Raw genomic sequence first — 19,377 nt, forward strand, 5'->3', positions numbered from 1 at the left:
GGTCACTCCGCCTTGCCCAGCTGTCGGGCAATCAGTGCCTCCAGGCTGCCATCCGCCCGCCACTCGCTGAGCGCGTCATTCACCGCGTTGAAGCCAGCGACATCCGCCCGGGCGACGCAGATGGCCTGCTGGATCTCAGTAAAATTATCCGCCAGTACCCGCACCCCAGCGTGCTGACGGGCTGTCGCCTCCAGCGGCTGTCGGATACCGGCGACCATATCTCCTTCACCGGCGAGGAAGGCGTCGATGGCCTCCTGCGAGGAGGGAAGGCGATTCAGGCTGGCGTGCTGCAGATGACGGGTTAACCACAGATCGTAAGCGGCGTTTTGCCCGACGTTAATGGTGGTTGCCGGGCGATCCATGTCGGCCACGCTCTGGCAGGGCGAACCGGCTCTCACCAGCGCGGTCCCCTGGATGGTGATGTAGGGAGGCGTAAAACGCAGGGTCGCTTCCCGGGCCGGGTCGATGGCCAGAAACGCAATGTCCCAGTGATCACCGCCGGCGTCAGCCACCACTTTTCCGGCGGCAGGATAGGGGACGAACTCGGCGGTGACGCCCCAGCGCGTCGCCAGCCGATGGCTAAGCTCGACGGTGAGACCTGCGGGCTCCCCCGTCTCCCCGAGATGGGCCAGGACCGCGTTGCCCAGGTTAATGGCAAAACGCAGCCGGGATGAGGTGTTCTCTGACATCGCTGACTCCTGTGGTGGTGAAGAGAAAGTGGCCCGACCTGCCGGGCCAGTCATAAGATAGCCCATCCGCGCGCGGTTGTACCTGTCCTGCCACCCTTTCAGAATATATTAATAATCGACAGCGCCGATATCGTTAAACGGAAAGGCAATGGCTTTTATATTGTTAAGCATAAACTCAGCTTGTCAGTTTATTCTTCCCGCTCACAAAGGGAGAGAAATAATGACACAATATAATTTTGAAAATGATAATAAATATCATGAGCGTTCGATGCAGGCGCGAAAGAGTACCCTTATTAGTGTGGTGGTCAATATTTTCCTTTCCGTGTTTCAGGTTGTGGTGGGAATATTCTCTGGCTCCCAGGGGTTGATTGCTGATGGGATGCACTCTTTTTCCGATCTGGTCGCCGATGGGGTGGTGCTGGTGGCGAATAAAAAGAGCCGTCGACCCTCAGACCACGATCACCACTATGGACACTGGCGCTACGAGAATGGCGCCTCGCTGATCCTCGGCGCGATCCTGGTGCTGGTCGGGGTCGGCATGCTGTGGTCTGCGGCAGGTCACCTGGCGCAGCCGCAGACGATTCCGGCGGTGCACAGCGTGGCGCTGTGGATGGCGCTGGTGGCGCTGGCCGTTAAGGAGGGGCTGTTTCGCTATATGCTGGCGGTCGCCACGCGGCTGAATTCATCGCTGCTCATCGCCAACGCCTGGCATGCCCGCTCCGATGCCGCGTCATCTCTGGTGGTGGCGCTGGGGATTATCGGTAACCTGGCCGGGTTCGCCTGGTTTGATCCGCTTGCCGCGCTGGCGGTGGGACTGCTAATCACCCGCATGGGCTATCGTTTCGCCGCCACGGCGCTGCACGATTTAATGGACCGCGCGGTCGATGAAGAGACGCAGCGGGCGATCGCCGGCACGCTGCAGGCCACGCCGGGCGTGGCGGGTCTGCACGATTTGAAAACCCGTAAGGCGGGGGATCTGGTGCTGGTGGATGTCCATCTCGAGGTGGCGGGAGAGATGTCTGTAGCCGAGGGACATCAGATTGCCCGTCAGGCGCGGGAGCGGGTCCTGGCGCAGCATCCGGTGCTTAACGTAATGGTGCATCTTGATCCCAGCGACGCGGCCAGCGCGCTAGGCGGGGCTGACAAAAGCGGCCTGGCGCACCCGGTGTCCTGAACCGGCAATTTTATTGGCTCAGCGGCTATTTTTTCCCTGAGCCTTAATTGCTGGCGCATCGATTGCCTGAAATATAAAAAAAGCACATACTAAAAACGCCATTACCATCGCTAAATAATGGCGAAGATCTGCCCATCGCAGTTAACGATAAAATAAACCAATCGGTTCATAGATAATCTCTATTCTTTATTCAGAGATAATGACCAGAGCGGTAATTCAGGAAGTCAGACAATGATCATTCGGCCAGAACAACACTGGTTTCTTCGCTTATTTGACTGGCACGGCTCCGTGCTGTCGAAAATCATCTTTCGTCTGCTGCTTAATGTGCTGATGTCCATCATCGCCATTATCAGCTATCAATGGTACGAGCAGCTGGGGATCCACTTAACGGTGGCGCCGTTCAGCCTGCTGGGGATTGCGATTGCGATTTTTCTCGGCTTTCGCAACAGCGCCAGCTACAGCCGGTTCGTCGAAGCGCGCAATCTGTGGGGGACGGTGCTTATCGCCGAACGTACGCTGGTACGCCAGTTGCGCAATATCCTGCCGGCCGAACACGATGTCCATCGCCGCATCGTCAGCTATCTGGTGGCCTTTAGCTGGAGCCTGAAGCACCAGCTGCGCAAAACCGATCCGACGGCTGACCTGCGGCGGCTGCTGCCGGATGACAAGGTGGCGGAGATCCTCGCCAGCTCAATGCCCACCAACCGGATCCTGCTGCTGGTCGGCAACGAAATTGGCCAGCTGCGGGAGGCGGGCAAGCTCAGCGACATCACCTACGGGCTGATGGACAACAAACTCGATGAGCTGGCGCACGTGCTGGGCGGTTGTGAAAGGCTGGCGACCACCCCGGTGCCATTCGCCTATACCCTGATCCTGCAGCGCACCGTGTACCTGTTCTGCACGCTGCTGCCGTTCGCGCTGGTCGGCGATCTGCACTACATGACGCCGTTTGTCTCGGTGTTTATCTCCTACACCTTTTTGTCGTGGGATTCGCTGGCGGAAGAGCTGGAAGATCCTTTCGGTACCGCCGCCAATGATCTGCCGCTGAACGCCATGTGCAATACCATTGAGCGCAATCTGCTCGACATGACCGGTCAGCATCCGCTGCCGGAGACGCTGCGTCCGGACCGTTACTTCAATCTGACCTGAATCAGACCCACCGGGCGGTTTCCGCTGCCCGGTCATCGCTTTCCCGTGGGTCTTTTATCCGTCAGCGCACAGCGACGATAACCGCGAAAATTTGCAAATAAGTTAAATTTAACACCTGATAGATAACATCAATTATACAGATTTGTGGTGTATGTTATTATTCAGTTAACAAACGCAGTACCTACGCTTTCCCATCGTACTATCCTTGAGAAACCGCATCCTAATCAGGTGACGCAGTGCTAACCACGCCACGTCGCCCGGGGCCGTCGTACGCCTTTTTTCAGGCTGCGGCGGCCAGAACAGAGCAGCAGGAGTTAAAAGATGACCAATAAAAGACGCGCGGTGCCCGGTGTTCACCCCTATGATGGCCCGGCAGGCGGGTGGGGCGCCCTGAAGGCCACGGCCATCGCTGTGCGTACCCAGATGGATGCTTTCGAAGCGCCCGCCACGCTGCTGCGCACTAACCAGCCGGATGGGTTTGACTGCCCGGGCTGCGCCTGGCCGGATAAAGAGCATAAATCCACTTTTCAGTTTTGCGAAAATGGCGCCAAAGCCGTGACCTGGGAAGCGACCACCAAACGGGTGACGCCCGCGTTCCTCGCGGCCAACACCGTGACCTCCCTGCTGGCGAAGAGCGATTTCGAACTGGAGGGCTATGGCCGCTTAACGCATCCTTTAGTCTACGACCGCGCCAGCGATACTCTGCGTCCGGTGGCGTGGGAGCAGGCCTTCTCCCGCATCGGCGAGATCCTTCGCGGCCTGCAGCCTGATGAGGTCGAGTTCTATACCTCTGGCCGGGCGTCCAATGAGGCAGCGTGGCTGTTCCAGCTGTACGCCCGCGAGTATGGCACCAACAACTTCCCTGACTGCTCCAACATGTGCCACGAATCCACCAGCGTGGGCCTGCCGCAGTCGATCGGGATTGGCAAAGGCACCGTCTCCCTCGACGATTTTGACCAGACCGAGCTGGTGATTTCCATCGGCCATAATCCGGGCACCAACCACCCGCGGATGATGGGCACCCTGCATGAGCTTTCCCGACGCGGCGTGCCGATTATCGTTTTCAACCCGCTGCGTGAGCGGGCGCTGGAGCGTTTTGCCGATCCGCAGAACGTGATGGAGATGGCGACCCGGCGCTCGACGCCGATCGCCTCGACCTACTACCAGGTACGGGCCGGCGGCGACGCGGCGGCGCTGAAAGGGATCGCCAAAGCGCTGCTGCAGCTGGAGGAGGAGCAGGGCAATGTGCTCGACCACGCGTTTATTGCCCAGCATACCCAGGGATTCTCCGCCTTTGCCGAGGATCTGCATGCCACCCGCTGGCAGGATATCGAACAGGAGTCCGGCCTGACGCGCGAATCCCTGACCCAGGTCGCCGTGGCTTACGCCAAATCCAGGGCCACCATCGTCACCTACGGCATGGGTATTACCCAGCATAATAAAGGCACTTCCAACGTCCGTCTGATTGCCGACCTGCTGCTGATGCGCGGCAACATCGGCAAGCCGGGCGCTGGCATCTGTCCGCTGCGCGGCCACTCAAACGTGCAGGGAAACCGCACCGTCGGGATCAGTGAAAAACCCTCCGCGGCCTTCCTCGACAGCCTGCAGCGGGTGATGGGGATTACGCCGCCGCGGCATCATGGTCACGATGCGGTGAAGGCCCTGGAGGCCATGATCGCCGGCGACGCCAAAGCCCTGATTTGCCTCGGGGGCAACTTCGCTGTGGCGATGCCGGATCACGAACGCGCCTTCCCGGCGATGCGCGGCCTTGAGCTTAGCGTTCACGTCGGCACCAAGCTCAACCGCTCGCACCTGCTGACGGCGAAAGAGACCTTTATTCTGCCGTGTCTGGGCCGCACCGAGCTTGACCTGCAGGCCAGCGGCCGGCAGTCGATCACCGTCGAGGATTCGATGTCGATGGTGCATGCTTCCTCAGGCAAGCTTAAGCCCGCCTCGCCGACGTTGCGCTCGGAGCCGGCGATTGTCGCCGGTCTGGCGAAGGCCACTCTGCCGGCCAGCAAAGTGGACTGGCTGTATCTGGTGGAAGATTACGACCGCATTCGCGATCTGATCGAACAGACCATTCCGGGGTTCGAGGAGTATAACCAGCGTATTCGTCATCCCGGGGGCTTCCGCATGCCGCTACCGCCGACCGAGCGCATCTGGCCAACGGCCACCGGTAAAGCGATGTTCTCGGTCTTCAAAGGGGTGCATGAGAACGTGGTGGTGGAGGGTGAAGATGTGATGCGCTTAGTGACGCTGCGCAGTCATGATCAGTACAACACCACCATCTACGCGATGGATGACCGCTACCGCGGTGTTTTTGGCCGCCGCGACGTGCTGTTTATGAATGAACAGGACATGGCTGCCCAGGGGCTGGAACATGGCGATCGGGTAGATATTCATACCGCGCTGCCAGACAGCGAGCTGACGCTGGAAGATATCACGGTGGTAGCCTACGGCATCGCGCCCGGTACCGTCGGGGCCTATTATCCGGAAGCCAACGTGCTGGTGCCGCTGAACTATCTGGATGAAGAGAGCGGCACCCCTTCGTATAAGTCGGTTCCCGTTCGTCTGACGCTGCGCTCGAAAGAGATCCGTCCGCTGGCCGGCGTACGCTAAAAAAGCAGGGCGCAGGGCGGCATCGCGCCGTCCTGCGCCCCGCAGCCCCTCGTGATGTCCTCGCTTGAATTTATCGCTAGTGAAACTAACATTCTGGTAACCTGTGCGCGGCCCCGGGGGTGAACGGCGGGGTTCAAACGGGAAAGAGAATGGATATTAAGCAACTCAAGTATTTGATCGCGCTCGATCAGACGCGCCATTTTGGCCAGGCGGCGGCGGCCTGCCATATTACTCAGCCGACCCTCTCCATGCGCATTCGTAACCTGGAAGAGGAGCTGAACCTGACGCTTATTCAGCGCGGCCAGCGCTTTGAGGGTTTTACCCCGGAAGGTGAGCGGATCCTGGCCTGGGCGCGGGCGGTGCTGGCCGCCCATGACGGTCTGGCGGCAGAGGCGGCGATCTGTCGCGGGCAGATGGTCGGTCAGCTGCGGGTCGGCATGGTGCCGCTGGCGAGCCTCAACCCGATGCAGTTGATTAAACCGCTGGCGGAGAAATACCCGGCGCTGCAGTTCAGCCTGCTGTCGATGACCTCGGAGCAGATTATCGATGGCGTCAGCCGTAACCAGTTGGATCTGGGGATCTGTTATCTGCAGCATCTGGATGAAGGTCAGTTCAAGATTGCCCGGTTGCCGCAAACCCGGATGGGGCTCCTGCATGATAAACGCCATTTCGACTTCAGCGGTGCGACGCCGGGGTGGGAGGCGCTGGCGACGTTGCCCCTCGGTTTTCTGACCAAGGGAATGTACTACCGGGAATCCATTGAAATCAGCTTTAAGGCTAAAGGGCTAACGCCGAAGTATGTTTTTGAAAGCGATTCGACGTTTCAGATTATCCAGGCGGTGCAGGCGGGGATCTGCTGCGCGATTATGCCGCTCAACAACGGCCTCGAAGCGCTGAGCGATAATCTTGAAATTCTGCCGATCGCCGAAACCCAGGTCGATTCACAGCTGGCGCTCATTATGCGCCAGCAGGAGCCGATATCAACCCTGGCGGAAAAATGCTTCGCCGAGGCGCAGGGGATTTTTGGCTGAGGCCAGTCCCTGCGACAACCTCAGATATTCTCCAGTCGAATGCCCCGCGTTCTGGGGCCGAAGATCCCTACCGACAGCATCACCATCAGCATACTGACGACGATAAAGCTAATCACCCCCAGCGTGCCGGCGTATTGCAGAATAATGCCGATCAGGATGCTGGTCACCGCGGTGGAGAGCCGGCTGAACGAGTAGCAGAAGCCGACGGCGCGGGCGCGAATATGGGTCGGGAAGACCTCGGCCTGGTAGGCGTGGTAGCTGATGGTCAGCCAGGCGTTGGACCAGGTGATCATAAACCCGCAGATCACCAGCAGAATCGGGCTGTTTTGCAGGGCGAACAGGGTCCCGAAGATGACAGTCATCAGCGCGGAGAGGACAATTTGCCACTTGTTCTCAAAGCGATGCACGAAGCGGGTGCAGAACAGGCAGCCCAGCGGATAGGCGAGGGTGATAAAGAAGGCGTACAGCAGACTGTGAGTGATGCTGGCCCCCTGACCGGAGAGCAGCGCCGGCAGCCAGTTGCCAAAGCCGAAGAAGCCGATCGCCTGGAAGAAGTTCATCACCATTAGCATCAGGGTGCGCTGCCGATACTGCGGCGCCCAGATTTCGCGGAAGGTGCCGCGTTTGACGACGCTCTGTGCCGCATGCGCATGCGCATGCTTCGGCGACGGCGTCACGCCACAGCGGGCTTCCATCTCACTCATCACCGCATGCGCGTCATCATGCCGCCCTTTGCTTTCCAGCCAGCGCGCTGACTCTGGCAGCTTTTTGCGGATAAACCAGATCGCCAGCGAGAACAGCGCACCAAAGATGATCACCCAGCGCCAGCCGCTGAGGCCGAAGAGGGTGGTTGGCACCAGCATCCAGGACATCAGCGCCACCGCCGGAACCGACAGGAACTGGATGAAGAAAGCGAAAGCAAACGCTTTATTGCGCAGATGGGTTGGCATCCATTCGCTGAGATAGGTATCAATAGTCACCAGCTCAATACCGAGGCCGATCCCCACCAGAAAGCGGAAAAAGATCACCCCTTCCGCGCTGCTCTGCGTCGCCATCAGCAGCGAAAAGAGGCCGTACCAGGCGAGCGCCACCATAAACGTCAGACGTCGCCCCAGCCTGTCCGCCAGCGGCGCCAACAGACTGGCGCCAATAAACAGCCCCATAAAGGTGGCGGAGGCAAAAGCCGCCTGATCGGCAATCCCGAATATCCCCGCCTGCCCGGTGTGGAAAATCCCGTCGGCCAGCAGCCCTGCGCTGATATACCCGGTCTGGAACAGGTCGTAGAGCTCGAAGAAGCCACCGAGGGAGAGCAGGGTGATAAACGACCATAAACCGAAGGAGGCGGGCAGCGCATCAATGCGTCCGGTTAAGCTGGCGTGCGGTTGTCCTGGCGAGGCATAAGGCGCGCCGCCGAGAACCTGGGTGGTAGACATGGTGTTGTATTCCTCAGGATGAATGGTTTGCCTGCTAATGTTAATTGATTGTTAATAGTTTTAAATTTTTAATCCTACGCGTTAGCTGCAATCTTTAGCGCAAGATATCGCGGTACACCATGAAAAATGAGATTCATGCTAGTTTTCGCCGCATGCCAGGCGAAGAATTGAAGTAAATCACCGCGGACGGTATTTCCCGTTGTGCGATTCGCCAGCCCGCAGGAAAGCGGCTAGAATGGCCTCCTCGCAGGAGGTTATAAGAATGTTAAAAGAGGGATGTATGGCGTCGTATTCAGATCAGCCAGAGATGGCGACTGAGTTTCGCTTTACCCGTGTGATGGCCGAGCAGGCGGCGCGGGCGCGTCTGACGCTCGATGACGATCAGCTGTCGCTGATCGCTCGCCTGGATGCTCTGGGCCAGCAGCTGTTGTCCGCGGCTGGTACGCCGCAGGGGCTGTACGTCTGGGGGCGGACCGGGCGGGGGAAAAGTTTTATCCTCGACCACTTTTTTGCCAGCCTGCCGCTCGCCGCCCGGCGGCGGGTCCATTTTCATCACTTCTTCCGCGAGCTACATCAGCGGCTGAATGCTCCCGGCGCGCCCGACCTGCAGGCGGTGATGAGGCAGATGACTTCCGGCTGTCGCCTGCTGTGCTTCGACGAATTTCATCTTCACGACCCTGGCGACGCGATGCTGATCAAGGTCTTACTGGAGCATCTCTTTCAGCGCGGTATTGTGCTGTTGGCGACGTCAAACTATCCGCCGGAGATGCTGCTGCCCAATCCGCTGTATCACGATCGCTTTTTACCGTCGATCGCGCTGATCCGCGCCCACCTGGCGGTCGTCGCGCTGAACGGTGAGGAGGATTATCGCCAGCGTCATCTGAGCGTCGATAATGCCTTCTGCAGCGGGCGGATGTGGGTTAATCCGAATACACAACAGCGTCAGCTGTATGACCTGCCGTCGTTACCTGCCGAACCGGTTTCGCTGACGGTAGGTTATCGCACCCTGCTGGCTGCCACGGCGTCATCCACTCTGCTCCACTTCACCTTTGCCCAGCTCTGTCAGGCCGCCACGGCGGTGATGGACTATCTGACGCTCAGCGAAAGCTATACGGTTTGGTTACTGGATGAAGTGCCGCCGCTGGCTACGGTGGGGCCGGCGGCCCAGCAGCGCTTTATCAACGTGATTGATGTGCTGTATGAAAAGCAGATCCGCCTGCTGCTGGTAACCTGCTGCGATCTGGAGACACTGGTGGCTGGGGTGGAACTGGAGGATATTCAGCGTACGCGGAGTCGCCTGCAACAGTTGCCGCGGGCGGTGTGAGAGAAACGCCCCGGCGGCTGCCGGGGCGGGGGGATTACAGGTCGAAGCGGTCGAGATTCATCACCTTAGTCCAGGCGGCGACGAAGTCATGCACCAGCTTCTGCTGCCCGTCGGCGCAGGCATACACTTCCGCCAGCGCGCGCAGTACAGAGTTGGAGCCAAACACCAGATCCACGCGGGTGGCGCTGTACTTCGCCTCGCCGGTTTTACGGTCGCTGCCGGTAAACAGCTCCGCGTGGTCATCGGCCGCTTTCCAGACGGTGGCCATATCCAGCAGGTTGACGAAGAAGTCATTGCTGAGCACGCCGACGCGGTCGGTGAACACCCCGTGTTTGCTGCCGTCGTAGTTCGCGCCCAGTACGCGCAAGCCACCGACCAGCACTGTCATTTCCGGGGCGGTTAACGTCAGCTGCTGGGCTTTATCGATCAGCAGCGTTTCCGTCGAGACACCGCCTTCGATACGGCGATAGTTGCGGAAGCCATCCGCCAGCGGCTGCAGCAGGTCAAACGACTCGACGTCGGTCTGCTCAGGCAGGGCGTCGACGCGGCCTGGGGTAAACGGCACGTTAACGCTGACTCCGGCGGCAGCGGCCGCCTGCTCAACGCCGACCACGCCAGCCAGCACGATGATATCGGCTAACGACGCTTTGCCGGAGGCACGCTGGATCGCCTGCAGAGTCGGCAGCACCCGGCTGGCGATAGCATTGACCGGCCAGTCTTTCTGCGGAGCGAGGGCCAGGCGTGCGCCGTTAGCGCCGCCGCGCTTATCGCCGCCGCGGAAGGTGGAGGCGGAAGCCCAGGCGACCGAAACCAGCTCACTCACCGACAGGCCGGCGCCGGCGATGGCGGTTTTCAGACTGGCGATATCCTCAGCGCTCGGCTGATGAGTCGCTGCCGGCAGCGGATCCTGCCAAATCAGATCTTCTTTCGGCACTTCCGGACCGAGGTAACGGGATTTTGGCCCCATATCACGGTGGGTCAGCTTGAACCACGCCCGGGCAAACGCCTCGTTAAAGGCCTGCGGATCGTTGAGGAAGCGGCGGGAGATCTTTTCAAACTCCGGGTCGAAGCGCAGGGTCAGGTCGGTGACCAGCATGGTCGGTTTGCGCTTTTTCCCCGGATTAAACGGATCCGGGATAATTTCCGGCGCATCTTTGGCTTCGAACTGGATAGCGCCAGCCGGGCTGCGGGTCTGCACCCATTCATATTTAAACAGGTTCTCGAAGAAGTAGTTGCTCCACTGGGTGGGCGTCTGCGTCCAGACCACTTCCAGACCGGAGGTGATGGCATCCGCACCTGCGCCGCTGCCGTAGCTGGAGTGCCAGCCCAGACCTTGCGCTTCCAGTGGGGCGGCTTCCGGCTCGGCGCCGACGTGGCTGGTTTCGGCGGCGCCGTGGGTTTTGCCCAGCGTATGGCCGCCGGCGATCAGGGCGACAATCTCTTCATCGTCCATCGCCATATTGCCGAAGGTGGCGCGAATGGCCGCTGCGGCGGACAACGGCTCGCCGCTGGCGTTCGGTCCCTCCGGGTTAACGTAGATCAGCCCCATTTCGGTGGCGCCGATGGCCTGTTTGGCCAGACTTTCCGGGTGACGGTGGGCCAGCCACTCTTTCTCATCGCCCCAGTCGACGTCCAGATCCGGTTCCCAGACATCTTCACGACCGGCGCCAAAGCCAAAGGTGCGGAAGCCGGCGTTTTCCAGAGCGACGTTACCCGCCAGCATGTAAAGGTCGGCCCAGGAGATTTTCTGGCCATATTTCTGTTTTACCGGCCACAGCAGGCGACGGGCTTTATCGAGACTGACGTTGTCTGGCCAGGAGTTCAGCGGCGCAAAGCGCTGCTGCCCACGGCCTGCGCCGCCGCGACCGTCAACGGTGCGGTAGGTGCCGGCGCCGTGCCAGGCCATGCGAATAAACAAGCCAATATAGCTACCCCAGTCTGCCGGCCACCACTCTTGCGAGTCGGTCAGCAACGCTCTGAGGTCAGCTTTCAGCGCGGAGTAGTCGAGCTTTTTAAACTCTTCCCTGTAGTTAAAATCCTCACCCAACGGGTTGGAACGACTGGAGTGCTGGTTCAGCAGATCGACACGCAGCTGGTTAGGCCACCAGTCGCGGTTGCCGGTGCCGCTGCCGGCGCTCTGTTTTGGCGTCTCGGCGTGGAAAGGGCACTTTCCGGCGGATGCGTTGTTGGATGGGTCGTTAGACGTGCTCATATCAGGCTCCGTTTGCTTTTGTGAATGCCATTACGATATACACTGCTACCAATAAGCGATATTTGAATGAGTCTACAGATTTAATAGCTAATTCCGTTCAACGAAGGGTAAACATCCCCTTATATGACCAGGTAGACCTGGCGGTTAGTATAAACCTCACCATTAACCATAGACGTAACGAGACGGCAAAGGAAACGATCTGCGTCAATCAGGGAGCCGGATTGCTAATTGTTTGAGATATGACAATTTTCCTGCGAGAAAAGGATGAGGGCTGTCCGTTGCGCGAGCGTAACGAATGTTCGGTACGGGGGTTGTTGGCGGACACAGAATAAGCTAATACTTAGGCACCATGTGACTGGCGCTGAAGACAGAATACTGTCGGGGAGCATGGTCGACGTCGCCGCGCGCCTGGGCATTACCGATATCTGGAGATAAGTTATGCCTGAATTCGCTTCATTAATGGCCTTTGCCGCGGTGGCGCTGGGGTTGGTGTTAACCCCAGGCCCCAACATGATGTATCTCACTTCGCGTTCGATTTGCCAGGGAAAACGCGCTGGCTTTATCTCCCTTGCCGGCGTGGCCGTGGGATTTTTCTTCTATATGTTGTGTGCCGCTTTCGGCATCACCGCGTTGGTTTTCGCGGTCCCATATGCCTACGATGCCTTGCGTTTATGCGGGGTCGCTTATTTGCTCTATCTGGCGTGGCAGGCGATCAAACCGGGAGGGCGGCCGATATTTGCGGTGCGCGACTTACCCGCGGACAGTGGGCGTAAGCTGTTTCTGATGGGATTCCTCACCAGCCTGGCGAACCCCAAAGTTGCCATCCTGTATCTGTCCCTGCTGCCGCAGTTTATCACCCCCGGACTCGGCAGCGTGCTCAGTCAGTCGTTAATATTAGGCTGTACCCAGGTGATCATCAGCGTGGCGGTGAACGGCATGATTATCTTGCTGGCCGGGCAGGTGGCGTTATTTCTTAGTCGGCGGCCGGGCTGGCAACAATTTCAACGCTGGCTGATGGCGACGGTACTGGCGGGAATGGCGGTTAAGATCGCTTTTGAGGCCAGAAAATAAGCGGGTTGATCGTGTAAACAGATGCCAGCCGTCCCCGTTGCTGGCTAACCTCGCACTCTGATGCCTTTCTCCTGCACAGAAAGGCTTCCCACGCTCTAACATGCTGAAACATTTCTGCCAGATCTTTAGCAACCTTTCAGTAGGGCTGGCGCCGCGATAAGGCTATGCTTCCCGGCCGTTACGCTGTTGGCTTTTCTTGTGATTCAGGTGATGTACCGCTAATGCCCCTTTTGAGAGATGAAATTCGCGACCACTCCGCGGAAGAGATGCTGTTTATCCGCCGGGCCGCAATTGCTTTTCTGCTGGTGGTGGTCTGCTTTGGCGTGCTGATCGCCAACCTCTACCATCTGCAGGTGGAGCAGCATGATTTCTACCAGACCCGATCGAACCAGAACGACATTAAGATGCTGCCCATCGCCCCCAGCCGCGGGCTGATATTCGATCGCAATGGTATTCCGCTGGTGCAGAACATTACCCTGTATCGCCTGCAGGTGATCCCGAGCAAAATTCCCGATATGGCCGCGCTGCTGCAAAGCCTGACGCCGATCGTCGACCTGACGCCGGATGACATCGCCAGCTTCCGCGACGATATGCACCACAACAGCCGCTATAAAGCGGTGACGCTGAAGTCCGACCTCAGCGACGTGGAGGTGGCGCGCTTCGCGGTTAACGAATTCCGTTTCCCCGGCGTGACGGTGGAGAGCTATCAGCAGCGCGAATACCCGTACGGCGCCGAGCTGGCGCACGTGGTGGGCTATGTGTCGAAAATTAACGACAACGACCTGCAGCGGCTGGCGAAAGACGGCGAAGAGGAGAACTATGCTGCCGACCACAATATCGGCAAGCAGGGGATCGAGGGCTATTACGAAAAAGCGCTCCACGGCACCACTGGCTATCAGGAAGTGGAGGTCGATAACCACGGCCGGGTGGTGCGTCTGCTGAAAGAGGTACCGCCGGTGGCCGGGAAAAATCTCTACCTGACCCTCGACCTGCACCTGCAGCAGTATATTGAGTCGGTGCTGAAGGGGCAGCGCGCGGCGGTGGTGGTGGTCGATCCCCGGGATGGCGGCGTGCTGGCGATGGTCTCCAGCCCCAGCTACGATCCTAATCCGTTCGTCAAAGGCATCGGCTATCAGGCCTATAAATCGCTGCTCGATAATCCGGACCGGCCGCTGATCAACCGTGTTACTCAGGGGCTGTATCCCCCGGCCTCGACGGTGAAGCCCTATATGGCGCTGTCGGCGCTCTCCGCAGGGGTCATCACCCCGAACACCACCTTCTTCGGCGCGCCGACGTGGACGCTGCCGGGCACGCAACGCCGCTACCGCGACTGGCTGAAGACCGGCCACGGGATGCTCAACGTGACCAAAGCCATCGAAGAGTCGGCTGACACCTTTTTCTATCAGGTCGCTTTCGAGATGGGCATTGACCGGATCCATGAGTGGCTGAGCAAGTTTGGTTACGGCCAGTCCACCGGCATCGACCTTAATGAGGAGTATGCCGGCGTACTGCCCAGCCGGGAGTGGAAACAGCGGGTGCATAAAAAGCCCTGGTATCAGGGGGACACCATCTCGGTCGGCATCGGCCAGGGGTACTGGATCGCCACGCCAATTCAGATGGTGAAGGCGCTCACCACCCTGCTGAACAATGGCAAGGTGCAGGATCCGCATCTGCTCTATTCGATGAAGCAGGGCAACCATGTGGAACGTTATCAGCAGCCGGCGAACCTGCCGCAGGTGGGCGATCCGAAATCGCCGTACTGGGGCATTGTGCGCAACGGCATGTATGGGATGGCGAATCTGCCCAACGGCACCGGCTACAAGCTGTTCCATACCGCGCCGTACCAGATCGCGGCGAAGTCCGGCACCTCGCAGGTGTTCAGCCTGAAGCAAAACCAGACCTATAACGCCAAAATGATCCCGGTGCGTCTGCGCGACCATATCTTCTATACCCTGTTTGCCCCTTATCAGCATCCGAAGGTGGCGATGGCGCTGATCCTGGAGAACGGCGGCGGGGATGGGGTGGTGGCCGGACCGACGGCGCGCGCCATTCTGGACCACATCTTTGTTCCGCAGCAGGCGTCATCCGCGGCGGCTGACGTGCCGCAGCGTGACAGCGCCGATGCCCAGTAAGCGGCTGGACTTATTCCGGACGCGCATCGTTCATAGATATTGGTTATTTGTCCCGCGGCTTTCCGGGCGGCATAGTGATGGCAGGAACATGACCCGGAGCGAGGAGGAAGGGTGACACGTAACCGATTATTGCTGGTTCAGACCGGCACGCCGCCGGCAGCCATCCGCGAGGAGCATGGCGATCTGCCGCACTGGTTCCGTACGCTGCTGGCGCCGTGGCAGGCGCAGCTGACCGCGGTGCGGGTCTTTGAAGATGAACCGCTGCCGGCGCCGGATCGCCAGACTGTGGCGGTTCTCACCGGTTCGTGGGCAATGGTGTCCGATCGCCTGGCATGGAGCGAACGGACCGCCGACTGGATCCGTCAGGCGGTGGCTATCGGCATGCCGCTGTTCGGCGTCTGCTATGGTCATCAACTGATGGCCCATGCGCTGGGCGGTGAGGTGGCTTACCATCCTGCCGGGCGGGAAAGCGGCAGCAAAACGATTGCGCTTTCGCCGTGGGGTGTCGATGACCCGCTGCTGAGCGGCCTGCCAGCGACATTCCCCGCGCATTTGAGCCATTTGCAAACCGTGACCCGTTTGCCGGAGGGGGCTACCGTGCTGGCCGCATCCTCCCACGATCCCCACCAGATTGTGCGCTACGGGCCGCAGGCGGTCTCCACGCAGTTTCACCCGGAATTCACCGCGCCGATTGCCCGCTCGCTGATCCGCTACCGGGAGGCGGTGCTGCAGGCGGAAGGCATCGACCCACAACAGTTACACGACGAGGTCCAGGAGAGCCCACAGGCCGCGGCGATCCTCACCCGCTTCGTCAGCGACTTTCTGACCCCGGATGCCCCCGGCCATTAACTCCCTGTCGTGAACAGCACTCGCCAGCGACGACGCCGGCGGGTCATCTCACGCCACAGGGCGACCACATCTTCAACGCGCAGCGCGTCAGCCGCCTGCGGCGTCACCCCCGGCAAGTTATACTCCTGGCGCAGCGCGTCCAGGGCGCGCACCTTCGGCGGTACCCGGGAGCGGGCCTGAGCGGCCAGCCGCTGCTGTAACAACCTGAAGGTCACCTCATCCATGGGGTCCAGCTGGCGCAGAAAGGTTTTACAGCAGCGGAGGAGTTCTCCGGGACGGCGTTCCGGGGACTGGAGCGCCATCAGCAGCCCATCGCGATCGGCAACGCGCTGATAGCGGCAGCTCACCACATAGCCTATCTGCTGCTCCACCCGCAGGCGCTGGAAAAACGGCGGCTCGCAGAACTGCGCCAGCACCCGCAGGGCCGCCAGCGAAGCGCCTTCCGGCAGCGGAAGAAAGACCAGTAGCGCCGTGTCGCCCCGGGGATAAGCCAGCCGCTCGACGCCGCCGCGGCAGGGGGCCGGAGCGGGCATCGGCGGATTAACCGGGACGGTAAGCCGGCTCAGCTGACGCGCTACCCACTGCGCATCTTCCGCGCTGCCGCCAATCAGGGCCGCCAGCCAACCTTCCTGGTGCGCTGACGTACCCAGCCGTTCGGGGAGCTGGGCCATGAGATGACGGATCGCAATACTCTCCGGCGGTGGGGGCAGCGGGGCGACCGGGAGCGCGAGCTGCCGCACGATGGCCTGCAGAATCGCCTCCGGCCGTTGGCCGGACGCAGGCAACTGCAGGATCAGCTGCCAGCTGCCGTCGAACAGATGCCACTCGCCGTGTCCCCCGGCATGGCGCAGGGCGGCAAGTAATGGACGCAGCTGTTCCCCGCGCGCCAGCCCCCCGGCCGGCGTGGGCGAGCAGTAGAAGGGCGGTCGCAGCAGGAGCGTCGGCGGCTCTCCCGGTGACGGGAGGTGACGCAGTGGCGCGGCTTCCGCCGGGCTTTCGGCCACGAGCTCGCCAGCGGCCTGCGGATAAAAAGCGAATGCCAGCGCCGGGTCAGAGACCGGACGTGGCGACCAGCGGCTGAGCGGCAGGCTAAAGCCCTGGGTGGCTACCGTTGCTCCGGGGGGCTGCGTCTGGCAGGCCAGGCTGACCGTGGGGGCGGCCAGCAGGGCGGCGCAAAAATCGGCGAACCCGGTGGGCGGCGCCCCGGGGGCAAAGCCGAATGCCCGCTGGCGCAGCTGATCGAGGGGCGACAGCGCCTGAAAACGGCGCCGGGACAGCTGATAGTAGTGTTGCTGCTGCTCAGGCGTCGTCTGCTGTAGCGTCTGCAACCAGTGGGTTATCTGCCGGTCGACCTGTTCCGGCCGGTCGCTGGCGAAAATCAGCGCCAGCCAGCCGAAGTGCTGATCCTGATACAGCCAGTTCAGCGCCACGTCCTCGGCCATCCCGCGCTGGCGCAGGCCGGCCATCAGGCTACCGGGGGCTTCATCCAGCAAAAACTCGCGCAGTAACGTGACATTGTCACTTAAGGCGATCAGCGGGCAGCGCCACAGCGCGGGCTGGCTGGAGACGGCCAGCTGCAGTTCAGGGGGCTCGCCCAGAGTGAGCGGCGGCGCTGGCGGCGGTGCCTCGCCCGGGGCAAGCCCAGTGGCGAAACGGGTCGCCAGTTCGCCGAGCACCTCCAGCGACTGCGGCCCCTGCAGCCAGAGTTGCATCAGGCGGGCGACGTAGTGGCTGCGGTGAAAGTCACGTAAGGCCGCCTGTAGCGCGAGGAAATCCTCCCCCAGCGACCCGGCGTCGCCGACCTGAAAGCGGCGAAACGCCGCGGGCGCGATGGCGGCGTGACGCACGGCGGCTTCCCGTCGCGACAACTCATGCTGTTGGATCAGGCGGTTTTCGGCGTCGATAACCGCGACTTCGCGTTGAATATCGTCCCTGAGCAGCAGCGGCGCCTGCAGCATCTCCTGCAGGCGCGCGACGCCGTCAGCCAGATCCTCGGCGGCGACCTCGAAAAAGAAAGCGCTGTGGCGGGACAGGGTGGTGGCATTCACATTCCCTGCCTGGCGCTGCACCCAGCTCATCAGCCGTTCATCATTGCGGTAGCGCTCACCGCCGTAAAACAGCAGGTGTTCCAGCAGGTGCGCCAGACCGGGGAAGCGCGACGGTTCGTGGTGGCTGCCGGCGGCAACCCGCACCAGGGCCGCCGCGCGATCGGCCTGCGGCTGATGAACCAGGGTGGCCTGCAGGCCGCCCGGCAGGGTGACGGTGCGGGTCGCCAGCGTCATTACAGTTCCCGGGTTTTGTAGATCAGCTGCGAGCGGGTACGGTTGCGGAACTGCAGCTGGTTGACTTTGATGTCGCTGCAGGCCGCTTCGCGCCGGGCCTCAAGGATTTTGTGATGATGTGGGGATTTGCTGCACACCGGGTCGGCGTTATCGGCGCTGCCGGTCAGCATAAAGGCCTGACAGCGGCAGCCGCCGAAGTCTTTCTCTTTTTCATCACAGGAGCGGCACGGCTCCGGCATCCAGTCATACCCGCGATAACGGTTGAAGCCGAACGAGTCATACCAGATCGATTCCAGACTCTGCTCCAGCACCGACGGGAACGCCACCGGCAGCTGGCGCGCGCTGTGGCACGGCAACGCAGTGCCTTCCGGAGTGACGCTGAGGAAAATCGATCCCCAGCCGCCCATACAGCCTTTCGGGCGTTCCTCGTAATAGTCCGGGGTGACGAATAGCAGGTTGGTGAGGTTACCGCTGGCGGCCATTTTCTGCCGGTAATCGGCGACCACCTGCTCGGCGCGGGCGATCTGTTTCCGGGTCGGCAGTAACCCCTCGCGATTAAGAAACGCCCAGCCGTAAAACTGGCAGGTGGCGAGCTCGACGTCATCGGCTTCCAGCTCAATGCACAGCTCGATAATTTTATCGAGCTGGTCGATGTTATGCCGGTGGAGGACGAAGTTCAGCACCATCGGGTAGTCGCGCGCTTTCACCGCTCTGGCCATCGCCAGCTTCTGCTGGAAGGCTTTTTTATTGCCGGCAAGAGCGGCGTTGAGCACCTCATCGCTGGCCTGGAAGCTAATCTGGATATGGTCCAGTCCGGCCTCGCTGAAGGCGTCGAGTTTGCTCTCGGTTAGCCCAATTCCCGAGGTGATCAGGTTGGTATAGAACCCGAGGTCGCGCGCGGCGCGGATCAGCTCCGGCAGATCTTTACGGGTCAGCGGCTCGCCGCCGGAAAAGCCCAGCTGTACGCTGCCCATCGCTCGCGCCTGGCGAAAGACCTCGATCCATTGTTCGGTGGTCAGCTCCTTTTCCTGCCGGGCGAAGTCCAGCGGATTGGAACAGTAGGGACACTGCAGCGGGCAGCGGTAGGTCAGCTCCGCCAGCAGCCACAGCGGCGGATTGACGGCGGGTTTATTCTGGCTCACGGCAGGTGATCCACTTCTGTTGACAGGCGATCTGCAGGAACTCGACGACGTCGTCATCGACGCCGCCGGCTTCCGGGAAACGTTCGTTAAGCATGGCGATAATCGCCGCGACGTCGCGCCGGCCATCGACCAGCTCGAGGATCGCCGCGGCGGTCTCATTGAGTTTAGCCATTCCCTCCGGATAGAGGATCACATGGCTCTCCTGGGCGGCTTCCCACTGCAGTCGGTAGCCGCGACGAAAGGCAACGATGGACGTTTTTTGCATGA

14 protein-coding genes and 1 riboswitch are annotated in these 19,377 nt (G+C 60.7%); of the genes, 8 read left to right on the forward strand and 6 right to left on the reverse strand.

Going from position 1 to position 19,377, the window contains the following annotated elements; all coding sequences use genetic code 11:
* Nucleotides 1-2: 2 nt before the first annotated feature.
* On the reverse strand, nt 3-689 hold the full coding sequence (locus tag FHW76_RS22890; protein WP_008804767.1) for an ABC transporter substrate-binding protein: 687 nt from the start codon (nt 687-689) through the stop codon (nt 3-5).
* A gap of 220 nt (nt 690-909) precedes the next feature.
* Here FHW76_RS22890 and FHW76_RS22895 point away from each other — a divergent pair, with 220 nt between their 5' ends.
* The 4 genes from FHW76_RS22895 to FHW76_RS22910 all read left to right on the forward strand — a co-directional run bounded on the left by FHW76_RS22895 (nt 910) and on the right by FHW76_RS22910 (nt 6,665).
* Nucleotides 910-1,863, forward strand: a complete 954-nt coding sequence (locus tag FHW76_RS22895; protein WP_012968131.1) for a cation diffusion facilitator family transporter — start codon at nt 910-912, stop codon at nt 1,861-1,863.
* A gap of 231 nt (nt 1,864-2,094) precedes the next feature.
* Entirely contained in the window at nt 2,095-3,012 is a 918-nt protein-coding gene (locus FHW76_RS22900; protein WP_012968132.1) for a bestrophin family protein, read from the forward strand.
* Nucleotides 3,013-3,333: 321 nt separating this feature from the next.
* Nucleotides 3,334-5,634 carry an FdhF/YdeP family oxidoreductase gene (locus FHW76_RS22905; protein WP_012968133.1) on the forward strand — a complete coding sequence of 767 codons (2,301 nt, stop codon included), beginning with the start codon at nt 3,334-3,336 and terminating at the stop codon, nt 5,632-5,634.
* Between the two features lie 149 nt (nt 5,635-5,783).
* Nucleotides 5,784-6,665, forward strand: coding sequence for a LysR family transcriptional regulator (locus FHW76_RS22910; RefSeq protein ID WP_012968134.1), 882 nt, complete (start codon nt 5,784-5,786; stop codon nt 6,663-6,665).
* 20 nt (nt 6,666-6,685) lie between these two features.
* Here the strand turns inward: FHW76_RS22910 and FHW76_RS22915 are convergent, their stop codons facing one another.
* Entirely contained in the window at nt 6,686-8,098 is a 1,413-nt protein-coding gene (locus FHW76_RS22915; protein WP_012968135.1) for an MFS transporter, read from the reverse strand.
* Between the two features lie 262 nt (nt 8,099-8,360).
* Here FHW76_RS22915 and zapE point away from each other — a divergent pair, with 262 nt between their 5' ends.
* On the forward strand, nt 8,361-9,422 hold the full coding sequence (zapE, locus tag FHW76_RS22920) for a cell division protein ZapE (protein ID WP_012968136.1): 1,062 nt from the start codon (nt 8,361-8,363) through the stop codon (nt 9,420-9,422).
* Nucleotides 9,423-9,456: 34 nt separating this feature from the next.
* Here zapE and katG read toward each other — a convergent pair whose 3' ends face one another.
* Entirely contained in the window at nt 9,457-11,634 is a 2,178-nt protein-coding gene (gene katG, locus FHW76_RS22925; RefSeq protein WP_012541632.1) for a catalase/peroxidase HPI, read from the reverse strand.
* A 341-nt stretch (nt 11,635-11,975) separates the two neighbouring features.
* A riboswitch (ZMP/ZTP riboswitch) is annotated at nt 11,976-12,055 on the forward strand.
* Between the two features lie 17 nt (nt 12,056-12,072).
* Between katG and FHW76_RS22930 the strand changes: the two genes are divergently transcribed.
* The 3 genes from FHW76_RS22930 (at nt 12,073) to FHW76_RS22940 (ending at nt 15,686) form a co-directional block, all read left to right on the forward strand.
* Nucleotides 12,073-12,705, forward strand: a complete 633-nt coding sequence (locus FHW76_RS22930) for a LysE family translocator (protein WP_023340204.1) — start codon at nt 12,073-12,075, stop codon at nt 12,703-12,705.
* Nucleotides 12,706-12,926: 221 nt separating this feature from the next.
* A complete protein-coding gene (mrdA, locus tag FHW76_RS22935; protein WP_016161111.1) occupies nt 12,927-14,837 on the forward strand; it encodes a penicillin-binding protein 2 in 1,911 nt (636 codons plus the stop codon).
* A gap of 111 nt (nt 14,838-14,948) precedes the next feature.
* On the forward strand, nt 14,949-15,686 hold the full coding sequence (locus FHW76_RS22940; protein WP_008804776.1) for a glutamine amidotransferase: 738 nt from the start codon (nt 14,949-14,951) through the stop codon (nt 15,684-15,686).
* Here the strand turns inward: FHW76_RS22940 and pqqF are convergent.
* Genes pqqF through pqqD form a run of 3 tightly spaced genes read right to left on the reverse strand, consistent with a single transcriptional unit; the run spans nt 15,683 to nt 19,375 of the window.
* Nucleotides 15,683-17,968, reverse strand: coding sequence for a pyrroloquinoline quinone biosynthesis protein PqqF (gene pqqF, locus FHW76_RS22945; protein ID WP_183477028.1), 2,286 nt, complete (start codon nt 17,966-17,968; stop codon nt 15,683-15,685). The two genes, FHW76_RS22940 and pqqF, sit on opposite strands and share 4 nt — an antisense overlap.
* The gene (gene pqqE / locus FHW76_RS22950; RefSeq protein WP_032754466.1) at nt 17,968-19,110 is read right to left on the reverse strand and encodes a pyrroloquinoline quinone biosynthesis protein PqqE; all 1,143 of its coding nucleotides are present in this window, start codon (nt 19,108-19,110) and stop codon (nt 17,968-17,970) included. The genes pqqF and pqqE overlap by 1 nt, the downstream gene beginning before the upstream one ends.
* Nucleotides 19,097-19,375 carry a pyrroloquinoline quinone biosynthesis peptide chaperone PqqD gene (gene pqqD / locus FHW76_RS22955; RefSeq protein WP_008804779.1) on the reverse strand — a complete coding sequence of 93 codons (279 nt, stop codon included), beginning with the start codon at nt 19,373-19,375 and terminating at the stop codon, nt 19,097-19,099. Before pqqD ends, pqqE begins: the two co-directional genes overlap by 14 nt.
* Nucleotides 19,376-19,377: the final 2 nt, after the last annotated feature.

This window comes from Klebsiella sp. RC2 (assembly GCF_014192815.1).
In the GTDB taxonomy this organism is placed as follows: Bacteria; Pseudomonadota; Gammaproteobacteria; order Enterobacterales; family Enterobacteriaceae; genus Klebsiella; species Klebsiella variicola.